The organism is Microbulbifer sp. NBRC 101763, from assembly GCF_040371615.1.
GTDB lineage: Bacteria > Pseudomonadota > Gammaproteobacteria > Pseudomonadales > Cellvibrionaceae > Microbulbifer > Microbulbifer variabilis.
This window is the reverse complement of sequence record NZ_BAABQV010000003.1, coordinates 390991-410345: the sequence shown is the minus strand read 5'-3', so window position 1 is coordinate 410345 and position 19355 is coordinate 390991. Positions and strand designations below refer to the sequence as shown.

Here is a 19355-nt window from a genome sequence, read left to right as displayed (position 1 = left end):
CATGACCCTCAATGAATTGCGTTATATAGTCACCCTCGCCCAGGAACAGCATTTCGGCCGTGCCGCCGAGCGCTGTTTCGTGAGCCAGCCGACCCTGTCCATTGCAGTGAAAAAACTGGAAAAGGAATTGGGTGTTGCGCTGTTTGAGCGCTCCAAGACCCGGGTACAGGCGACACCACTAGGAGAGCGAATTGTCGCCCAGGCCCAACTTGTGCTCGAACAGTCTGCGGCAATCAAAGATATCGCCAGCGCCGGTAAGGACCAGCTTTCCAGCCCTCTCTCTGTCGGAGCAATCTTTACCATTGGCCCCTACTTGTTCCCACACTTCATTCCCCAGTTGCAACACCTGGCCCCAGATATGCCTCTGTATGTGGAGGAGGGGTATACTGCCACTCTGCGCCAGCGTTTACGCAAAGGCGAACTCGACGCAATTATTATCGCGCTGCCGTTTACCGAGCCTGATGTCGTGACACAGCCCCTCTACGATGAACCTTTTGTGGTGCTGATGCCATCCGGTCACCCTCTCACCCAGTTTGAGACTATCGACCCGGAACAATTGACTGATGACAATGTACTTTTACTAGGTGAGGGACACTGTTTCCGCGATCAGGTACTAGAGGCCTGCCCACACCTCCAGTTGACCATGGAAAAAGATAACGGTGGCGGCATCCGCACCGCCGCCGATGGAAGCTCATTGGAAACCTTGCGCCATATGGTGGCTTCGGGGCTGGGCATCACGGTACTGCCCCTGTCTGCAGCTACAGCTTCACAATATGCGAGCGGCCTGCTGGAGACCCGCCCATTTGTTGCACCGGGGCCTCGTCGTACCGTCGCCCTGGCCTGGCGCGCCAGCTTCCCACGCCACCGCGCCATTGATATCCTGCGAGAGGCTATCAGCCAGTGTCACCTGATCGAGCCCTAACCAGCCTCTCAGAACAACCCATTACCGCTCTCAAGGGGGTAGGGGATAAGTTTGCCCAGGTGCTGGCCAAACTGCATATTTACTCCTTGCAGGACCTACTGTTCCACCTGCCACTGCGCTATCAGGACCGCACCCGCATAGTGCCGGTTGCGGGGCTCACCGCAGGTATGGATGCAGTCATCGAAGGTGAGGTAACAGCAGCTGATATCGTCTTCGGCCGGCGGCGCAGCCTGGTTGTGAAACTGCAGGATATGAGTGGCAGTATCACCCTGCGCTTTTTCCATTTTTCTGCAGCACAGAAAAACCGCTTTGCCCGCGGCGTACGCCTGCGCTGCTTCGGCGAGGCCCGTCGCGGCGCTGCTGGGCTAGAACTCTACCACCCGGAAACCGAGGTTGTTGGCAGCGAGAATTCTGCCACAGAAGAAACCCTCACCCCGGTTTATCCATTGACCGAGGGTGTTAGCCAGGGACGCATGCGCGGGCTGATGCAGCAAGCCGTGATGCTCTTGAGAAGTGGGGCCGTCACCGAGTTACTCCCCACAGAATTATTACCCAAGGCACTGCGTTACCCTTTGAGGGATGCCCTGATTTACCTGCATTCACCTCCTGCTGGTACCCAGCTGGAGCAGCTCGGCGCTGGTATACACCCTGCACAGCAACGCTTGGCGTTGGAGGAATTACTCGCTCATCACTTAAGCCTGTTGGAGCTGCGGCGTAATAGCACCAGAGTTGCAGCTCCGCCGCTATCTGTAAATGAGTCCCTGGAGAGGGATTTTCTCTCGCGTTTACCATTTTCACTCACCGGCGCACAGCAGCGGGTATGCGGGGAAATCGCCGAGGATCTCGCCCGGGACGCCCCTATGATGCGCCTGCTGCAGGGGGATGTCGGTGCAGGCAAGACTCTGGTGGCGGCCATGGCAGCACTAAAGGGCATAGGCGTCGGCGCCCAGGTGGCCGTAATGGCACCCACTGAAATCCTCGCGGAACAGCACAGGATTAACTTCTGCAACTGGCTCGACCCTCTCGGCGTACAAGTTGCCCAGCTCACCGGCAGCCTGAAAGCCGCTGAGCGACGCGAGCAGCTGGCTAAAGTAGCCAGTGGTGATGCCCAACTGGTGGTGGGAACTCATGCACTTTTCCAAGCGGAAGTGGTTTTCCACAACCTGGTTCTGGTTATTATCGATGAGCAGCACCGCTTCGGCGTACGCCAGCGCTTGGAGCTTCGTGAAAAGGGCGCAGCCAGCGGTGCCACTGGCCGGCTGCAACCGCACCAATTGATCATGACTGCGACTCCAATTCCTCGCACCTTGGCTATGTCGGCCTTTGCCGACTTGGATTGTTCCGTCATTGATGAATTGCCGCCGGGGCGGCAACCCATAAACACGGTAGCTATTTCCAATGATCGCCGAGACCAGGTAATGGAGCGCGTGCACAGCGCCATTGCCGAAGGCCGTCAGGCCTACTGGGTCTGCACCCTGATTGAAGAGTCCGAGAGCCTGCAAGCTCAGGCAGCAGAGTCCACTGCACAGGAGCTGGCGGAAACGCTGGATGGCGTACGCGTGGCCCTGGTGCACGGTCGTCTCAAGCCAGAGCAAAAAGAGCAGGTGATGAGCGCTTTTAAGGCGGGTGAAGTGGACCTGCTGGTAGCGACCACTGTGATTGAGGTGGGGGTGGATGTGCCCAATGCCAGCCTTATGATTATCGAAAACCCTGAGCGGCTCGGTCTGGCCCAGCTGCACCAGCTGCGCGGTCGCGTGGGACGCGGCTCCATCGCCAGTCATTGTGTGCTGCTCTACGGTACTCCTTTATCGCAAAATGGGCGTTCACGCCTACAGGCACTGCGTCAACATAGCGATGGCTTTGCTATTGCGGAGGAAGACCTGCGACTGCGTGGCCCCGGGGAGATTCTCGGCACACGCCAGACCGGTGAAATCCAGCACCGCATCGCCGATTTGCAGAGAGATGCAGAACTGTTACCCCAGGTGCAGAGGATCGCTGCATCCCCAACGCTAAATCAGGAAATGCGATGCCAGCTGATAAAACGCTGGCTGCAAAACAAGCCCCGTTTTGCCGAGGCTTGATGAAAGGCGCCTCAGTGGGCGCCAACAGTATTTTGATTATCGTTGATGCTTACACTCTTGTAGTTGGCATCGTAGTAAGTCTCTTCATCGAGAGCCCCTTCGCTCTTCGCCACCACACTACTTACCACCGCATCACCGGTAATATTCACCGCAGTACGCACCATATCCAGCAGACGATCGACACCGATCACAATAGCAATGCCTTCTAGCGGCAGACCCACCTGCTGCAGCACCATACCGAGCATAATCAGACCCACACCGGGTACACCGGCAGTGCCAATAGAGGCCAGGGTGGCAGTAAGAATCACTGTAAGATAACCGGTCAGGCCAATCTCCACACCGAAGAACTGGGCAATAAAGACCGTAGCCACCCCCTGCATAATCGCAGTGCCGTCCATATTGATAGTGGCACCCAAGGGAATAGTGAAAGCGGCAACCTTGTTATCTACGCCCAGGCGTTTCTCCACTGTAGATAGGGTCACAGGAATAGTGGCTGCGGAGGAGGCAGTACTGAAAGCGAAGACCATGGTGGACCACATTTTCTTGAGTAACTCCAACGGATTGAGGCCACTCAACATCTTCAAAAGCAGCGAGTAAGTCCCCAAGGCATGTAGCAGCAGGGCACCTAGTACAACCAGGAAGTACTTGCCTAACTGCAAGAGCCCTCCAAACCCCAAGTCAGCAAAAGTTTTTGCCAAAAGGGCAAAAACTCCATAGGGGGCAAACACCATCAGCACACCCACCATGCGCAATACGACAGCATTCATATCATTAAAGAAAGCAGCGATGCGCTGGCCCGGCTCGCCACAGCGGGAAATCGCATAGCCCATCAGCAGGGCGAACACGATAATCTGCAGCATATTACCTTCAGCCATTGCGGCTACTGGGTTAGTGGGGAAAATATTTACCAGCACTTCGGAAAGGGGTGGGGATTCCTTTGGCTGATAAGCCGCGGTGGCCTCTGCCGCGGTTTCACTCACACCGACCCCAGGCTGGAATATCAGTGCCAAACAAAGGGCCAGAGTAATAGCGATGGCTGTGGTCAGCATATAGAGCAGAACAGTTTTACCCGCCAATGGGCCAATACGGCTGCCTTCCGATAAAGCACAGGCACCACTAATCAGGGAAACCAGCACCAGCGGCACCACCATCAGCTTCAGTGAGGCAATAAATATACGGCCGATGATGTCAAAAAGACCCTCGGTCAGGTAAAGGTTAATGGCGCTGGTAACACCCTCGCCGAGCAGCTGGCTCATATTCAGGAAATTGAACAGGCACCCCAGAAGAATGCCCGCAATCATCCCCACAAGAATTTTGGTCGTAAGCCCCATAACAAGCTTCTCTTTATGGATTCGTTATAGATTCGTTGTTTTCGTCAAAGAGGGCACTATATCCACTGGCGACTCAGGGAGCAAAAATGCAACAGGGTGAGGCCAGCCGCCAACAGGCGAGGTACAATGCCATTTTTCCAGACTGCGGAGTTATCGTTGCACCAATCCCCATTTGTACCCACCGGCGATTGGCGTGGGCAGCCCCTAGAGCCAACACTCCCAGAGCCTCCCGAGTCACTGTTGCCCTGGCTGGAATATTCGGGCTCGCTGACGGCGGCTTTGAAGCAGCAGAGCGGCGAGGATTTTCGTGTACAGGTCCTCTTCCAGGGCTGGCAAACACCCCTTGCTGAGGAGTGTCGCGCACTAAAACTGCGTGAGCACAGTCGCGCCCTGGTGCGGGAGGTTTTACTGTATGGCTGCGGCCAGCCCTGGGTATACGCCCGCAGCGTATTGCCGATGCGCAGCCTACAAGGCAAGTCCCGCAATTTGCGCAGCCTGGACGACCGCCCATTAGGAGAGTTACTTTTCAGCGAGCCAGGTATCCGCCGTGGTGATATTCAATTTAATCGCCTGCAGCGAAATCCGAACTTCCAGCTGGAGACCCTGTGCAATGAGAATAAGAACGCCTGGGGTCGCCGCTCTACTTTCTGGCTTCGGGACAAGCCCCTGCTGGTAGCAGAGACATTTCTCTCAAGTTTCCAGCCAGAGACCTCACCTTTAGCCGCCGCAGTCACTAACTAGATACTGGGAGAGTCCACCGTGATCAGCCAACAGATTGCCACCCGCTGGCCCGCAATCATGCCCTACTGGCAGCTGGCTCGCATGGATAAACCCATCGGCTCTCTGTTGCTGTTATGGCCCACTTGGGCAGCACTATGGCTGGCTGCGGATGGCTGGCCGGGACTGCACCTGTTCTCCGTATTCACACTTGGAGTGATCCTGATGCGCGCAGCCGGTTGTGCAGTAAACGATTTTGCTGATCGTGAGATCGACGGCAAAGTAAAGCGCACTGCTGAGCGCCCCCTGGCTACTGGCAGTATCACTCCAAAAGAAGCACTTGGACTTTTTGCCGGACTCAGCCTGTTGGCCTTCGCGCTGGTACTGACAACCAACCAACTGACTATTCTTCTTTCCTTACCCGCTCTGGCACTAGCTTTCTGCTATCCCTTTGCCAAGCGTCACACCCATCTGCCCCAAGTGGTACTGGGTGCTGCCTTCAGCATGGGCATTCCCATGGCCTTCGCCGCAGTAACTGGCAAAGTCCCACCACAAGTCTGGCTCCTCTATGTTGCCAACTTGCTGTGGACCCTGTGTTACGACACTTTCTACGCCATGGTGGACCGGGATGACGATCTGAAGATTGGGGTTAAATCCACAGCAATCCTTTTTGGAGAGATGGACAAAGTCATGACTGCCGCCCTGCAGCTACTGGTATTGATAGCACTGCTGCTCATCGGCCAACGCTTTAGCCTCGGGGGCATTTACTACGTTTCCCTTATCGTTGTGGCCTCATTGTTTGCCTACCAGCAATGGCTGGTTCGCGAACGGGGGAGAGAAGCCTGTTTTCGTGCGTTTCTCAACAACAATTGGGTAGGGTTGGCGTTATTTACCGGAATTTTTCTGCATTATCTGTTTAATTAACTGCTGACTGGGAACCGGACAGCAGCCGTCATATATTTGTCATATTAATCTCGTTTAATCCCCAGCCATAACCGGGAAAACCTGGAAGCTGAGCGGGAATGGCAGGCAAATGCACAGTAAAACGATTCTGATTGTCGATGACGAGGCCGCAGTACGCGACATGCTGCGGATAGCGCTGGAGATGGCAGATTACCGCTGCCTCGAAGCCGAGAACGCCCAGGAGGCCCACGCCCTGATTATCGATGAAAAGCCGGACCTGATCCTGCTCGACTGGATGCTGCCGGATGTCTCCGGTGTCGAGCTGGCCAGGCGCCTCAAGCGCGATGAACTGACCGCTTCAGTGCCCATCATCATGCTCACGGCAAAAGGCGAGGAAGATAATAAAATCAAGGGGTTAGAGACAGGCGCCGACGACTATATCACTAAGCCCTTCTCCCCCCGCGAACTGGTTGCACGCCTCAAGGCTGTGTTGCGGCGCGCAGGCCCGGCCACACCGGAAGACCCATTGAGTGCCGGCAACCTGGTGCTGGACCCTCTCAGTCACAGGGTGACTATCAAGGGACAGCCTGTAGATATGGGCCCCACCGAATTTCGCCTGCTGACCTTTTTCCTATCGCACCAAGAGCGAGCCTACACACGTACCCAATTGCTGGACCATGTCTGGGGCGGCAACGTATATGTGGAAGAGCGCACTGTGGACGTGCATATCCGTCGCCTGCGCAAAGCCCTGACAGTGGATGGTCATGACCGATATATCCAGACAGTACGCGGAACAGGCTATCGATTTTCTGTGCAAACTGTCGAAAAAGTGTGACAATCCCCACAGATCGGCACTGACTTCCACGGGAACCAATGGTCACACTTCAGAACTATGGGTTTCCAAGATGTATTGACCGTGAAGGGCTGCCAGGCAGAGCCCTTTCGCGTCCGTCAGGTAACACGGCAACGCTATGTTGGATCGCAGTATTGGCGAGTTTTCGCGTTTTGTAATTATCGCTCTGGGCTGCACCATTCTCGGTTTCACCTCAGGCAACTGGTCGCTCGCCCTAATTGCGGGCCTGGCCGCCTACCTTCTATCTGTATTGTGGCAACAACAGCGCTTCAACCGCTGGCTGGCCAATGGCCGGCGCGGACCCGCTCCCACCTCTTTCGGTATCTGGGGCGAAATCTACGATGACTTCTATCGTATGCAACGCCGTCATCGCCGTGAGAAACAAAAGCTGCACGCTATGTTGCGGCGGGTACAGGACAGTACCAGCGCTCTGCGTGAGGGCATAGTTGCTCTCGAGAATGGCGACCATTTGGCTTGGTGGAACCCCGCTGCCGGTGAGCTACTCGGCCTGCAGGCCAGTGACAGCGGACAATCCCTGGTCAATTTTGTCCGTGACCCCAACTTTGTCAGCTACATGCACAGCGAGGATACCGACTCGCGCGAGCCTCTGACCCTTCCCGCCCCAGGCAATGAAGCACTGCACCTGCAGCTGGAGGTTACCCGCTATGGAAAAGATGAGGCACTGGTTATCGTTCGCGATATCACCCGCTTGCACAACCTGGAGCAGATGCGCCGCGATTTTGTTGCCAATGTCTCCCACGAACTACGCACCCCACTGACAGTCATTGCCGGCTACCTGGAAACCTTGCAAGGCAGTGATATGGCACCACCCGCGTGGCAGCGTCCACTGGCACAGATGGAGGAGCAGGCCGCACGCATGACTACACTGGTCAACGACCTGTTGCTTCTGGCACGCCTGGAGACCTCTGAGCGCACTGGCGGCGACATGCTGATAGATGTGCAGGAACTGATGGAGCGAGTAGCGCGGGAAGCACGCAGCTTTAGTGGTGGTCGCCACCAGATAGAAGTGGAAAACGAAATCCCCTGCTGCATTCGCGGTGATGCTAGCGAGCTACACAGTGCCTTTGCCAACTTGGTGCTGAATGCGGTGAAGTACAGCCCTGATGAAGGGGCCATCAAGCTTCGCTGGTGGCAGGACAACTGGGGCGGTCACTTCAGTGTGGAGGATCGAGGCATAGGTATTGACCCTTTACATATCCCGCGCCTTACTGAACGCTTTTATCGGGTCGACCCCGGTCGCTCGCGAGACAGCGGCGGCACAGGCCTGGGACTAGCTATCGTGAAGCACGTTCTGATACGCCACGGCGGTGAAATGAGTGTTGAAAGTACTCCCACACAAGGCAGCACTTTCACTTTGCACTTCCCTGTCAAAAAAGTGGTTAGCAAAGTAGAGCAAGGTCCTGAGGTGACAGTGGGCGCTTAAACACCGCCCCACTCCTTACCCAGATAAAGCCGGGGTTAATCAAACTCCTCCAGCCTTACCTTTTCACCATTTTTTGTATAGGTGCTCTCGTCCTCATCATTAACCGGTGTACTCTCCCTGCTCAGGATCAGGTGGTGCAATTGCAAATCCCCATCACGCAGCAACAGGTGCTCATTGCCCTCATCGTCCGTAGGCAGGGGCCGGGAACCCAGTAAAGCATCGCGCAAGGCGCGCAGGCGAGGCACATCCTTATAGCGGTTCAGGTCATTAGAAAGGCGCGTCTTCATACGCTCACTTTCGTGCAGGGCAGCAGCAGTCTCACGATACTTGGCAAAAAAATACACAGCGCCAATTGCAAAGGCCACAATTACCGTTACTTCAAACCACGCAGGCATACTTACTCCTTATTATCGTTTTTACGCCAGACAACCAGTTGATTATTGGCTGGCAGGAAACTTAGCTCTTCGCGCCGCATATCCGCATCTGCAGCGAGCTGATCCAACCATTCCAGGTCACGGATACCACTGGCTGGGTTGCGCTCCTTGAGCCAGAGATCAAAATCGGCATTGCTTGGCCCGATAAAAGCCCCATCAATTTTCACAGGACCGTAGACAACCAGCTGACCACCGGACTCCAAGACCGAGGGGAGCTTGTGGAAAAAGCGCTCTACCGATTCTCTCGACATGATATGCAGGGTATTGGCGGTAAAGACCACGTCTGCACTGAGCTCTGGCCAGTCGCTATCGACATCCAGGGCAAGAGGCTTTAGCAGGTTTTGCGCGGGCTGCTTCTCCAACCAGGCGCAAACTCCCGGTAACATCTCCGCACGTTCAGAAGTCTGCCAGGTTAATTGGGGCAACTGAGGAGCAAAGTAGACCGCATGCTGCCCGGTACCACTTCCAACTTCCAGCACTTGCCGGCTATCAGCCAGCAGGCGTCGTAATTGTTTAAGGATGGGATCACGGTTACGCGCGCAGGAGGGAGCATCCGGTAGGGCCTGCTCGCTCATTGCGCTTCGTCCCGGGTAAATACCCAATCGTGTTCACTGGACATTTCAGGGCTGTATTCATACCCCCCGACATCAAAGCCCTTCAGCTCTTCTGCCTTTTTTACCCGCTGGTCGATAGCCCAACGACTCATCATGCCCCGCGCCTTCTTAGCGAAGAAACTGATCATTTTGTACTGGCCATTTTTCAGGTCCTTGAAGTGTGGGGTAATCACTTCGGCATCGAGTGCCCTGGGCCTGATCGACTTGAAGTACTCGTTTGAGGCCAAGTTAACTAACTCACGGCTCTTGAGGCTATGCAACTGCTCATTGAGAGCCCCGGTGGTTTTCTCTCCCCAAAATTCATACAGGTTCTTACCACGGGAATTCTCAAACTTGGTGCCCATCTCCAAACGGTAAGGCTGCATCAAGTCCAGTGGGCGCAGGATACCGTAGAGCCCCGACAACATACGCAGATGTTTTTGCGCATAGCTGAAATCGCGCTTGCCCATAGACTCTGCATCAAGACCGGTATAAACATCGCCTTTAAAAGCGAGCAGCGCCGCTCGTGCATTCGTAGCAGTAAAAGGCCGCTTCCAGGATTGGAACCGATCGTAATTCAGGATGCCCAGCTTATCGGAAATTTTCATCAGGCTGGAAATCTGCTGCGGGCTGAGTTTACGCAGCTCTTTGATCAATGCTGCAGACTCCTTGAGAAACTCCGGCTGGGTGGTTTCCAATTCGGGAATTTCACTCTCATAATCCAGCGTTTTCGCGGGAGAAATCACTATTAACATCGGATACCTTACTTTCCTCTGCCTAACCATCGCTGTTAGCGACGTTCCAAACCAATTGCGAATCTAGGGCATACCTGAAATTTTGCCCGGCTCTCTTAGCATAATGCGGCAGTAAATATTGCTACTACCCTTGATTTACCCCGGCCGTGACTATTCTGGCTTTAGAATATCCTGCCACCAATTCAAGGGGGTCTGGCCATCCTTGGGATCATACACGTTGCCGTAATACCAGACACTGTTGGCCCCATCGCAGACACTATTCAGGATCTTTTCAATTTTTTCGAACCCGCAGCTGACATGAATGCTGTATACCAGCATACGCGGAACTTCCAGATCCAATTCGCCTCCAAGTTTTTCCAATTGGGGGGTTAATTTATCCGAAAGCTCTGCGCTATCACCGCGACAAAATACTCGGATTGACAAATTACCAGAGCGTTTTACCAGCTCAAACTGCTGGGTATCTTTATCTACCTTGATACTATCGCCGCTGGCGATGCCCTTTATAAAAGCGGGGGAACGTACCAGCTGACAGCTACTGTCTTCATTAATACGCACCTGCAGGCGTTCTACCACCGGCTCGCCATCAGGGTTCGTGCCCGCAAACAACTCGATTACCTGTAGTGCTGTCATAACCTCTCTTCCCGGACTGTGTACAATGGGTGATCGCTAAATACTCAGCATTATACAGGGAGGCAGGCAATGATCTCGCGCAACCAGACTTTCTTCGCGACTGCGGCATTTGTAACAACCTCAATTCTCAGTGGTTGCGTTGTCAACCCCGTAACCGGAGAACAACAATTCTCCCTGATCTCAACCCAGCAGGAACTGAGCCTGGGGCAGCAACAGTACCCTAAAAACCAGCAGCAACAAGGTGGGCAATACACCATAGACCCCAGCTTGCAGGATTATGTGAACAGGGTGGGACAAAAACTGGCTAGAGTTTCGGACCAGCCCCAACTGCCCTATGAGTTCGTCGTGCTCAACAATTCCGTGCCCAATGCCTGGGCCCTACCCGGCGGTAAAATCGCCGTTAACCGTGGCTTGCTGGTGCTGCTGGACGATGAAGCTGAGTTGGCCGCTGTGTTAGGGCACGAAATTGTTCACGCCGCTGCGCGGCATTCAGCTACAGCCATGTCCCAGCAACAGGTGCTGGGCGCAGGGCTTGCTGTCCTGGGCGCAGCGGCAAAAGACACCGCCTATGCAGACCTCATCTCTACCGGCAGCCAGCTTGGTGGCTCAGCCTATATCGCACGCTATGGTCGCGGCAATGAGCTGGAGTCTGATGAGTACGGCATGAAATATATGGCTGCTGCCGGCTATGACCCCCAAGGAGCAGTTCGCCTGCAGCGTAAATTTGTTGAGCTCTCCAAGGGGCGCCAGACCAACGGACTGGAAGCACTATTTGCCAGCCATCCCCCATCACAATCCCGTGTCAACGCAAATATTGAGCACAGTAAATCACTGGCAAAAGGGGGCATTAGCAACCGTGGTGCCTACCAAAAAGCGATTAGCCAGCTTAAACGCGATGCCGATGCCTACAAAAATTATGATGAGGCATTGAAGGCAGCAAGTAACAAGCAATATGACAATGCCCTAAACCTCGTGCGTAAAGCGCAAAAACAACAGCCCAAGGAAGCAGCTTTCTTCGCACTGGAAGGTGACCTGCTTGCGCAAAAAAAACAGTACGCCAGCGCCCACAAAGCTTATGATCGTGCTGTACAAAAAAACCCAGCCCTATTTTCCCATTGGCTGAAACGTGGAATGGTCAGTGCACAACTTAAGGACTATACATCGGCTGAAAGAGACCTAAACCGCTCTCTTCGCTACCTGGATACGGCTTACGCACATTACTATCTGGGTGAAGTCTATGAGAAGCAAGGCAATGTACAAACTGCTTTTCAGCATTACCAGACTGCGTCTCAAGCAGGAGGAGAAATTGCATCGAAAGCTCAGGCAAGAATGCAGGGGCTGACAAATAGAGGATAGTTTAATTGTAATTTAAAATATCCGGCACTATAAAATCTATAAAAAGGGCTATCTCATATAGCCCTTTTTACTTTCTTTCACTCAGAATTGTACAGTCACACCTAGTTCAAATTTCTTTACATCCACATCTGGATTCAAGGCCTTTGCATAGATATCATTTCCAAAACTGGAATGCTTGAAAACATTCTCTAAAATAGTGCTATAAGAAGCGTCCACAGCTATATTACGATTAAAAAAGTGAGAAAACCCTAACTTGTAATCATTATTTCTATCGTAATCAATTCCAAATGAAGTATTCTGTGTAAAGTAGTAATCTGTGCCCACTTTCCAATAATTATCTCCACCATCTATATTGAGGTAGTTAAAATCTGCAGCTAAATATTTATTATCACCTAAACCTGCAAAATATTTAGAAGAAAACAGCTGCCAATCAAAAAGTTCATCAGCAACGAACCCAAACCCAATATAATCAGTACTATTTAGCTGATAATTGTAGCGCGCCTCAACATAAGTGTCGCCTTCAGTATTATATAACTTCATCAGAAAATTTGGAGTAAACAAGTATCCCAAAGCTATAGTATTGAAACTATTTTCCGTAAAATCTGTTAAGTTAGCGCTAACTAAAAAACCATTTTCAGCAAAATACTCACCAGCGAAAGCAAAGTTATCATTGTTCCAATCTCCAATATTTCGATGGTAATATGCCGCTGATATATTGCTAGATTTATTGATAAATTCAAATTCTTTTAGCGGGCCAAGAGTATCCTTCCCAGAAAAATAATAGGTTGTTTCCACAGAAAAATCATCGCCACTTCCACTGTCAAAATCTAGATTAGAATAGCCTGCAGTAGTAATTGATTTGTACTCTTCAGCTGAAGCAACAGCCGAGAAAAATACCAGTAAAAAAGCCGAAACCCTAAGTTTCATTTAAATCTCCTTCTTATTAGCTATTTTCAAATATATGGCGCCAAATAGGACTCCTCCTCCAGGAAAAAATTCAAATTAAAGTAAAAAATCCAATAATCAAATAAAATCAATTTTCTTGAGCGCCAAAAAGAGCTGAATTACACTTAGAATTCAAATAAGTTCCCATCGATAGCAAATAAATATTATGCAGCAACCCTAGCTGGGAAAATATTCAATTACCTTTTCAAGGTATAGATAAATACTGCAAACCAATAAGATTACTGAGCAAGTATAACGAAATATTCAAGCTTCATTTTAATAGCTTAAAACTTAAGACTGTTATCAACAAATTAATATCGAATACAAAAAATCTATGGATTTGGAGTCTTAATACAACTAATAAATTACTCGAAACTCTTATTGCAATTTGTAGCAGACCTTCATATTAACCTGGATAATGCATGTTGATAGTAAGGTAGCATTTAGAGGGATTTTAAATATTATCAGTTGATCGAAAATCTAGAAGGGTTAGTGCGGATAGATAGAATAATATAAATCCAGAAATAAAAGGGCTATCTTAGATAGCCCTTTTATGAGTCCAAATTATAGCTGCACAGTCAGCCCTAATTGGTATACATCGTAGTCAAAATCACTATCAGTATTGGAAACATAAGCCGCTTCAACAGCAAAATTTTGGTTGAAGAAGTGGTTCATGCCCAGCTTATACTCATCGTTTTCATCGAATGAGAAACCGATGGAGGTACGCTGAGTAAAGAAGTACTCTGTACCTAAAGACCAATAATCGTCACCTTCATCATAGTTCGTATAAGTCAACTCTGCGGTTAGGTATTGCTCACCACCCAAGTGAGTGAAGTACTTGGAAGACAAGGAGCGAGTATCAAACTCTTCATCAACGAATAAATTAAAACCGATATAATCGGTAGAGTTTAATTGATGATTGTAACGAGCATTTAATGAAAATTCATTGTCGCTATCATCATCAACATGATTCAGGGTTACCAAAAAATCGGGAGAAAACAGATATCCAATTGACTGATAATCTACATTACTTTCCCAAAGGTCAATAATTCCTGCACCAATAACAAAGCCACTGGATGTAAAGTACTCACCACCTGCAGAGAAAGTATCGGAGTCAAAGCTTCCGATATTGTAATGAGAAAATCCTGCAGAAACGTTACTAACCTTATTGATGTATTCAAACTCTTTCAGTGGGCCGAGAGTTTCTTTACCACTAAAATAATAAGTTGTTCCAAAATCAAAACGGTCTGCATCAACGGAGCCGGACTCTATATCAGAGTAACTAGCTTTGGTAAATGAATTGTACTCCTCGGCAGTTGTAGTAGCCGCGAGAAGCATCAGGGGAAGAGCAGCGAGCTTGAATCTCATATCAAAATCCTTCGTTAACGTTGGGATCCAAATTGGGCAGCGGATTGTAACAAAAGTTTTTTAGTTCGCAACAACAGTAAATTACAAAAAGTCAGTTAACTATTTTTTTGCGGCAAGTTGAACAAAACAGATGGTTGAATTGACTGGAACAAAAAGATAAAAATGCTTGTAATACAGCGTAATAATTAACTAGAAAAACAAATCACAAAAAATAATATAATTTTATATTTTTTAATTTTCATCTTCTCCACTGGCTTTATTCAGCTTGCATTCAGTTTGGAGTCACTAATATTAATCCAAGCTAAAATTAACAACCCATTGAGGGTCTTCAAATTCACCCAGTGAACGAATTTCGACGAAGGGAGCAACACTGCGAATGATTTTATCGATCTCCACAGAATGCTGCGTCTGCATTGCATCCCTATCTTCCTTACAATGCCAAGTGGCAACAGCAAGCAATTTTCTTGGATCATCAATTTTCCGGTGAAGTTCCGTCCCCATCGCGCCGGGATATTGCTGAATTAACCTGGACGCTCGTACCCAGGCTTCAGCATATTCCTCAGCACTGAATCCCTCTTTGATATGAACTTCGAAAATATATTTCATCGCTTCCTCTCAGGACGCCCGAGCTGGAAAAACCTGCAATAAAAAAAGGCCGCTTAATGCGACCTTTATAGCGGACTGGAAGTTCAAGACTTCCGCAAATTTTTTTCATGGCCGTGGCGAATATCCGCACCTTCCACCAAATAAACTACCTGCTCACAAATATTCTTCGCATGGTCGCCAATACGCTCCAGTGAACGCAGCGCCCAAAGCACGTTGATCACTCGCGAAATACTACGCGGGTCTTCCATCATATAAGTGACTAACTCGCGAACCGCGGTGCGGTAATCCATATCCACCTGCTCATCTTCCGCCAGCGTGCGCAGGGCTGACTCAACATCAAAACGGGTGTAGGCATCCAGGGCATCGTTGAGCATCTTGCGCACGGCATTGGCGATATGGCGTATTTCAGTATAACCACGGGGTGAGGTGCCTTCATCGGTGAGGGCAATGGCCATTTTTGCAACCTTGCAGGCCTCATCGCCGATGCGCTCCAGATCACGAGCTATGCGAGTTACCGACATCACCATCCGTAAATCCGAGGCGGCGGGCTGGCGCTTAGCAATAATTAAAGTCGCGTGCTCGTCGAGTGCCATCTCGCTCTTGTCGATCTCCTCTTCGACACGCAAAACCTCCTCAGCCAGCTGACTATCAGCATTGGACAAGGCATCTACAGCATCGGCGACCTGACGGGCGACCATGCCGCCCATCTCCAACATCTCGGTCTTAATACCTTCCAGGTCCTCGTTGAACTGACGGGAGATATGCTGATCGAAGTGCATTTCCATAGTGTTCCCTCGGGGCGTGGCCAACTCAGCCGAAGCGGCCGGTGATATAGGCTTCGGTTAATTCGTGCTCAGGGTTGGTGAACACGGTTTCGGTATCGTTAACTTCGACAAGTCGACCCAGATGGAAGTAGGCCGTACGCTGACTGACGCGAGCGGCCTGCTGCATTGAGTGTGTAACGATGGCGATAGTGTAGTTCTCGCGCAGCTCGTCAATCAGCTCTTCGATACGTGCGGTGGCGATGGGGTCCAGGGCCGAACAGGGCTCATCCATCAGAATAACTTCAGGGCTAACCGCAATAGCCCGGGCAATACACAGGCGCTGCTGCTGGCCACCGGAGAGTCCGGTACCCGGTTTATCCAGGCGATCCTTTACCTCATTCCATAGCCCGGCGCGGCGCAAGCTGCTCTCAACAATTTCATCCAGATCGGCGCGGCGGCTGGCGATCCCATGGATCTTGGGACCATAGGCCACGTTCTCATAGATGGACTTTGGAAAAGGGTTTGGCTTCTGGAATACCATGCCCACCCGAGCACGCAAGGGCACAACATCCACCTTGGGACCGTAAATGGGATCGCCATCCAGACTCAACTCTCCCTCAACACGACAACCTTCAATAGTGTCGTTCATACGGTTGAGGCAGCGCAGGAAAGTGGACTTACCACAACCGGAGGGGCCGATCATGGCCACCACTTGATTGCGGCCTATATCCAGGCTGACGGAGTGGATAGCCTGGGCCTCGCCGTAAAATACATTCACATTGCGCATGCGCAACTTGGCGGTATCACAGAACGGCTTGCCCACGGTTTTCCGGACTTCGGCGCTCGCTGCAATTTGCCCGCCAGTCAGTTCGGATTGCGCCGCCTCTGTGCGCCCCGCGGCATCCAGGGTCATGGTACTCATAAATAATCCCGCTTTCTGTTAATCCGCGCTGTGTTACCAGCGGCGCTCAAGTTTCTTGCGCAGTAATACCGCGCTGGCATTCATTACAATCAATACGCTCAGCAGCACCATAATTGCTGCCGAAGTGCGCTCGACAAAAGCGCGCTCAGGGCTGTCGGCCCACAGGAAGATCTGTACCGGTAGCACAGTGGCTGGATCCGTCACCCCGGCGGGCACATCGACAATAAAGGCGACCATACCAATCATCAACAGAGGTGCTGTTTCACCCAGAGCCTGGGCCATGCCGATAATCGCACCGGTAAGCATACCCGGCATTGCCAGTGGCAACACATGGTGGAAAACCACCTGCATACGCGAGGCACCCATCCCCATAGCCGCTTCACGAATAGAAGGCGGTACCGCTTTTAATGCCGCACGGCTGGAAATAATAATCGTCGGCAGTGTCATCAGGGTCAGCACCAAACCGCCGACTAACGGCGCCGAGCGAGGCAGCTCGAAGAAATTGATAAAAATCGCCAGCCCCAACAAACCAAATACGATAGAAGGTACCGCAGCAAGGTTATTAATATTCACTTCAATTAGGTCGGTCCAGCGGTTCTTCGGTGCATATTCTTCCAGGTAAATGGCGGCGGCTACGCCGATAGGGAAGGACAGCGCCAGTGTCACCAGCAGAGTAAATAGCGACCCCATCAGCGCTGCCCGAATACCAGCCTGCTCTGGCTCACGGGAATCCCCATTGGTAAAGAAGGTGGTATTGAAACGTTTTTTCAGCTCACCACTATCCAACAGTTGCTCAATCCAGCCGGCTTTCTGCTCAGAGGTGCGACCACGAAAACCCTCCTTGGAATCCTTGAGGCTCTTAACAAAGGTGTCCACATCGTCATCAGCGGCGAACCAAACCTTCTCGCTCTTGCCAAGCAGCTCAGGGTCATCAGCCAGGCGGTCACGCAGAGTGAAAGGCGCGCCAGAAGAAACCAGGGTATATAGCTCGCGCTTTTCGCCACGGCTGGTCACCGAGGGAAAGCGCTCGCGCAATGCTTGGCGAATCACACCGGAGAAGTTGGCCCAGGCCAGGCTCTCATCATCGACTTTGTCGATGTCAAGTACCTGTGCGTCGTAGTGTATTTCCAGCTGGATAGCGGTCTGCATAAAAGCACCGCTACCCTTGCTGATAATATCGCTGAACAGAATTACAACTGCGAGTACCCCGAAGGCGATACTGGCAATGCCCAATCCGCGAAAGAGCTTTTCCTTGCGATGGCGGCTGGCGAGGCGCTTCTCAATACGCTCGCGAACCTGCGCCTGAGTCAGATTAGTCATACTGCTCCCGATATTTTTTCACTACGTGCAGGGCGATAAAGTTCAGCACCAATGTGGTAACAAACAGCATTAAGCCCAGGGCAAAGGCCGCCAGGGTTTTGGGGCTGTCAAACTCCTGGTCACCAACCAGCAGGGTCACAATCTGAACGGTAACAGTGGTCACAGACTCCAGCGGGTTGGCGGTTAAGTTAGCTGCGAGTCCCGCCGCCATCACCACGATCATGGTCTCACCAATTGCCCGTGACACCGCCAGCAGAACACCGCCGACAATTCCCGGCAGAGCCGCCGGGATGACCACTTTGCGCACTGTTTCAGAGTGGGTGGAGCCCAAGCCCAGGGCACCATCGCGCAATGATTGCGGCACCGCATTGATCACGTCGTCCGACAGTGAGGAGACAAACGGGATAATCATAATGCCCATCACCAGACCAGCAGCCAAGGCACTTTCACTGGAGGCCTCCAGGCCGACCGAGGTAGCCAGGTCACGAATAAAGGGCGCAACAGTCAGGGCGGCAAAGAAGCCGTATACCACTGTAGGTACACCGGCGAGAATCTCCAAAATAGGTTTGGCCACTGCACGGACACGTTTACTGGCATATTCCGCCAGGTAAATTGCCGCCATCAAACCAATCGGTACAGCGACAAACATGGCGATGGCAGAAACCATTAAGGTGCCGGTAAACAGGGGCACAGCACCGAAGGCACCACTGGAACCAACCTGGTCGGCACGCAGGGCCATCTGCGGGCTCCAGTGCAAACCGAACAGAAACTCGGTGACCGGAACCGACTGGAAGAAGCGCAGGGATTCAAATAGCACCGAGAATAGAATACCCACGGTGGTAAAAATGGCCGCGCAGGCACAGGCAATCAATATAGCCCGCAAGACCTTCTCAACTTTTTCTCTGGCGCGTAATTGTGGAGAGAAACGTAAAAGAGCAAAAGCCCCAAGACCCACGGCCAATATCAAGCTCATAAAGGCTTGCATATTATTGGAGCTGCTACGCAATTGGCTGAGGTGATCCGCCGCTTCTTGCAAACGTGGAGTGGCTTCCCCCAACATATGACCCGCAGCCAGATTTTGAATTTGGGCGTAGAGCAGATTCTGTCCTGAAATTGTCTCGGGTTTGTCGGCGACACTGTTCAGCACCATAGCCCGAATAATGGCATCGTCAAAAATCAACCAGGCTCCTAGTAATATCAAAGCCGGCAAGCCACACCAAAGCGCGGCAAATATTCCGTAATAACTAGGCAGGGAAGCCAGATTTCGTAAGCCACCTAAGCTGCGTGCAGCGCTCAGTGCACGGCTAAAGCCGGTACCGTAGGCCACCAGTATCAACAGCAGCAGAAGGGCGAACAGTGTGGGGGTTTGCATTGATTTACCGTGCTAAAAAATGGTGGTCGGCATTATCCC

General features: G+C 51.6%; 19 protein-coding genes. 7 read left to right on the top strand and 12 right to left on the bottom strand.

All coding sequences use genetic code 11. The features are described 5' to 3' along the window. Position 1: 1 nt before the first annotated feature. A complete protein-coding gene (locus ABWV76_RS09920; protein ID WP_353375870.1) occupies positions 2-922 on the top strand; it encodes a hydrogen peroxide-inducible genes activator in 921 nt (306 codons plus the stop codon). Then, entirely contained in the window at positions 901-3003 is a 2103-nt protein-coding gene (recG, locus tag ABWV76_RS09915) for an ATP-dependent DNA helicase RecG (RefSeq protein WP_353375869.1), read from the top strand. The genes ABWV76_RS09920 and recG overlap by 22 nt, the downstream gene beginning before the upstream one ends. A gap of 11 nt (positions 3004-3014) precedes the next feature. Here the strand turns inward: recG and ABWV76_RS09910 are convergent, their stop codons facing one another. After that, positions 3015-4334, bottom strand: a complete 1320-nt coding sequence (locus ABWV76_RS09910) for a dicarboxylate/amino acid:cation symporter (RefSeq protein WP_020413958.1) — start codon at positions 4332-4334, stop codon at positions 3015-3017. A gap of 126 nt (positions 4335-4460) precedes the next feature. Here ABWV76_RS09910 and ABWV76_RS09905 point away from each other — a divergent pair, with 126 nt between their 5' ends. From ABWV76_RS09905 to phoR, 4 genes are all read left to right on the top strand, one after another. Continuing rightward, positions 4461-5075: a chorismate--pyruvate lyase family protein gene (locus ABWV76_RS09905; protein WP_282952079.1), complete on the top strand. Its 615-nt coding sequence runs from the start codon at positions 4461-4463 to the stop codon at positions 5073-5075. Positions 5076-5132: 57 nt separating this feature from the next. Beyond that, complete coding sequence (gene ubiA, locus ABWV76_RS09900) at positions 5133-5975, top strand: 4-hydroxybenzoate octaprenyltransferase (RefSeq protein ID WP_353375926.1); 843 nt, start codon at positions 5133-5135, stop codon at positions 5973-5975. A gap of 109 nt (positions 5976-6084) precedes the next feature. Then, complete coding sequence (phoB, locus tag ABWV76_RS09895; RefSeq protein WP_020413955.1) at positions 6085-6789, top strand: phosphate regulon transcriptional regulator PhoB; 705 nt, start codon at positions 6085-6087, stop codon at positions 6787-6789. A 136-nt stretch (positions 6790-6925) separates the two neighbouring features. After that, a complete protein-coding gene (gene phoR, locus ABWV76_RS09890) occupies positions 6926-8251 on the top strand; it encodes a phosphate regulon sensor histidine kinase PhoR (protein ID WP_353375868.1) in 1326 nt (441 codons plus the stop codon). 35 nt (positions 8252-8286) lie between these two features. Here the strand turns inward: phoR and ABWV76_RS09885 are convergent, their stop codons facing one another. From ABWV76_RS09885 to ABWV76_RS09870, 4 genes are all read right to left on the bottom strand, one after another. After that, complete coding sequence (locus tag ABWV76_RS09885) at positions 8287-8646, bottom strand: hypothetical protein (RefSeq protein ID WP_020413953.1); 360 nt, start codon at positions 8644-8646, stop codon at positions 8287-8289. A 2-nt stretch (positions 8647-8648) separates the two neighbouring features. Continuing rightward, positions 8649-9260: a DUF938 domain-containing protein gene (locus ABWV76_RS09880; protein ID WP_282952077.1), complete on the bottom strand. Its 612-nt coding sequence runs from the start codon at positions 9258-9260 to the stop codon at positions 8649-8651. Continuing rightward, entirely contained in the window at positions 9257-10033 is a 777-nt protein-coding gene (gene yaaA / locus ABWV76_RS09875) for a peroxide stress protein YaaA (RefSeq protein WP_282952076.1), read from the bottom strand. The genes ABWV76_RS09880 and yaaA overlap by 4 nt, the downstream gene beginning before the upstream one ends. 150 nt (positions 10034-10183) lie before the next feature. Continuing rightward, positions 10184-10663 (bottom strand): DUF4265 domain-containing protein, encoded by a 480-nt coding sequence (locus ABWV76_RS09870; RefSeq protein WP_020413950.1) that lies wholly within the window; start codon positions 10661-10663, stop codon positions 10184-10186. A 69-nt stretch (positions 10664-10732) separates the two neighbouring features. On the opposite strand from ABWV76_RS09870, the gene ABWV76_RS09865 reads away from it, so the two are divergent. Continuing rightward, on the top strand, positions 10733-12019 hold the full coding sequence (locus ABWV76_RS09865) for a M48 family metalloprotease (protein WP_353375867.1): 1287 nt from the start codon (positions 10733-10735) through the stop codon (positions 12017-12019). Positions 12020-12100: 81 nt separating this feature from the next. Here ABWV76_RS09865 and ABWV76_RS09860 read toward each other — a convergent pair whose 3' ends face one another. The 7 genes from ABWV76_RS09860 to pstC form a co-directional block, all read right to left on the bottom strand. Beyond that, positions 12101-12946 carry a putative porin gene (locus ABWV76_RS09860; RefSeq protein ID WP_353375866.1) on the bottom strand — a complete coding sequence of 282 codons (846 nt, stop codon included), beginning with the start codon at positions 12944-12946 and terminating at the stop codon, positions 12101-12103. 582 nt (positions 12947-13528) lie between these two features. Continuing rightward, complete coding sequence (locus ABWV76_RS09855; RefSeq protein ID WP_020413947.1) at positions 13529-14332, bottom strand: putative porin; 804 nt, start codon at positions 14330-14332, stop codon at positions 13529-13531. A gap of 291 nt (positions 14333-14623) precedes the next feature. Beyond that, positions 14624-14938 carry an antibiotic biosynthesis monooxygenase family protein gene (locus ABWV76_RS09850; protein ID WP_020413946.1) on the bottom strand — a complete coding sequence of 105 codons (315 nt, stop codon included), beginning with the start codon at positions 14936-14938 and terminating at the stop codon, positions 14624-14626. 83 nt (positions 14939-15021) lie between these two features. Further along, positions 15022-15723 carry a phosphate signaling complex protein PhoU gene (gene phoU / locus ABWV76_RS09845; protein WP_020413945.1) on the bottom strand — a complete coding sequence of 234 codons (702 nt, stop codon included), beginning with the start codon at positions 15721-15723 and terminating at the stop codon, positions 15022-15024. 25 nt (positions 15724-15748) lie between these two features. Continuing rightward, positions 15749-16624, bottom strand: a complete 876-nt coding sequence (gene pstB, locus ABWV76_RS09840; RefSeq protein WP_020413944.1) for a phosphate ABC transporter ATP-binding protein PstB — start codon at positions 16622-16624, stop codon at positions 15749-15751. Between the two features lie 33 nt (positions 16625-16657). Next, entirely contained in the window at positions 16658-17944 is a 1287-nt protein-coding gene (gene pstA, locus ABWV76_RS09835; protein ID WP_020413943.1) for a phosphate ABC transporter permease PstA, read from the bottom strand. Beyond that, positions 17937-19316: a phosphate ABC transporter permease subunit PstC gene (pstC, locus tag ABWV76_RS09830; protein WP_020413942.1), complete on the bottom strand. Its 1380-nt coding sequence runs from the start codon at positions 19314-19316 to the stop codon at positions 17937-17939. The genes pstA and pstC overlap by 8 nt, the downstream gene beginning before the upstream one ends. Positions 19317-19355 lie beyond the last annotated feature (39 nt).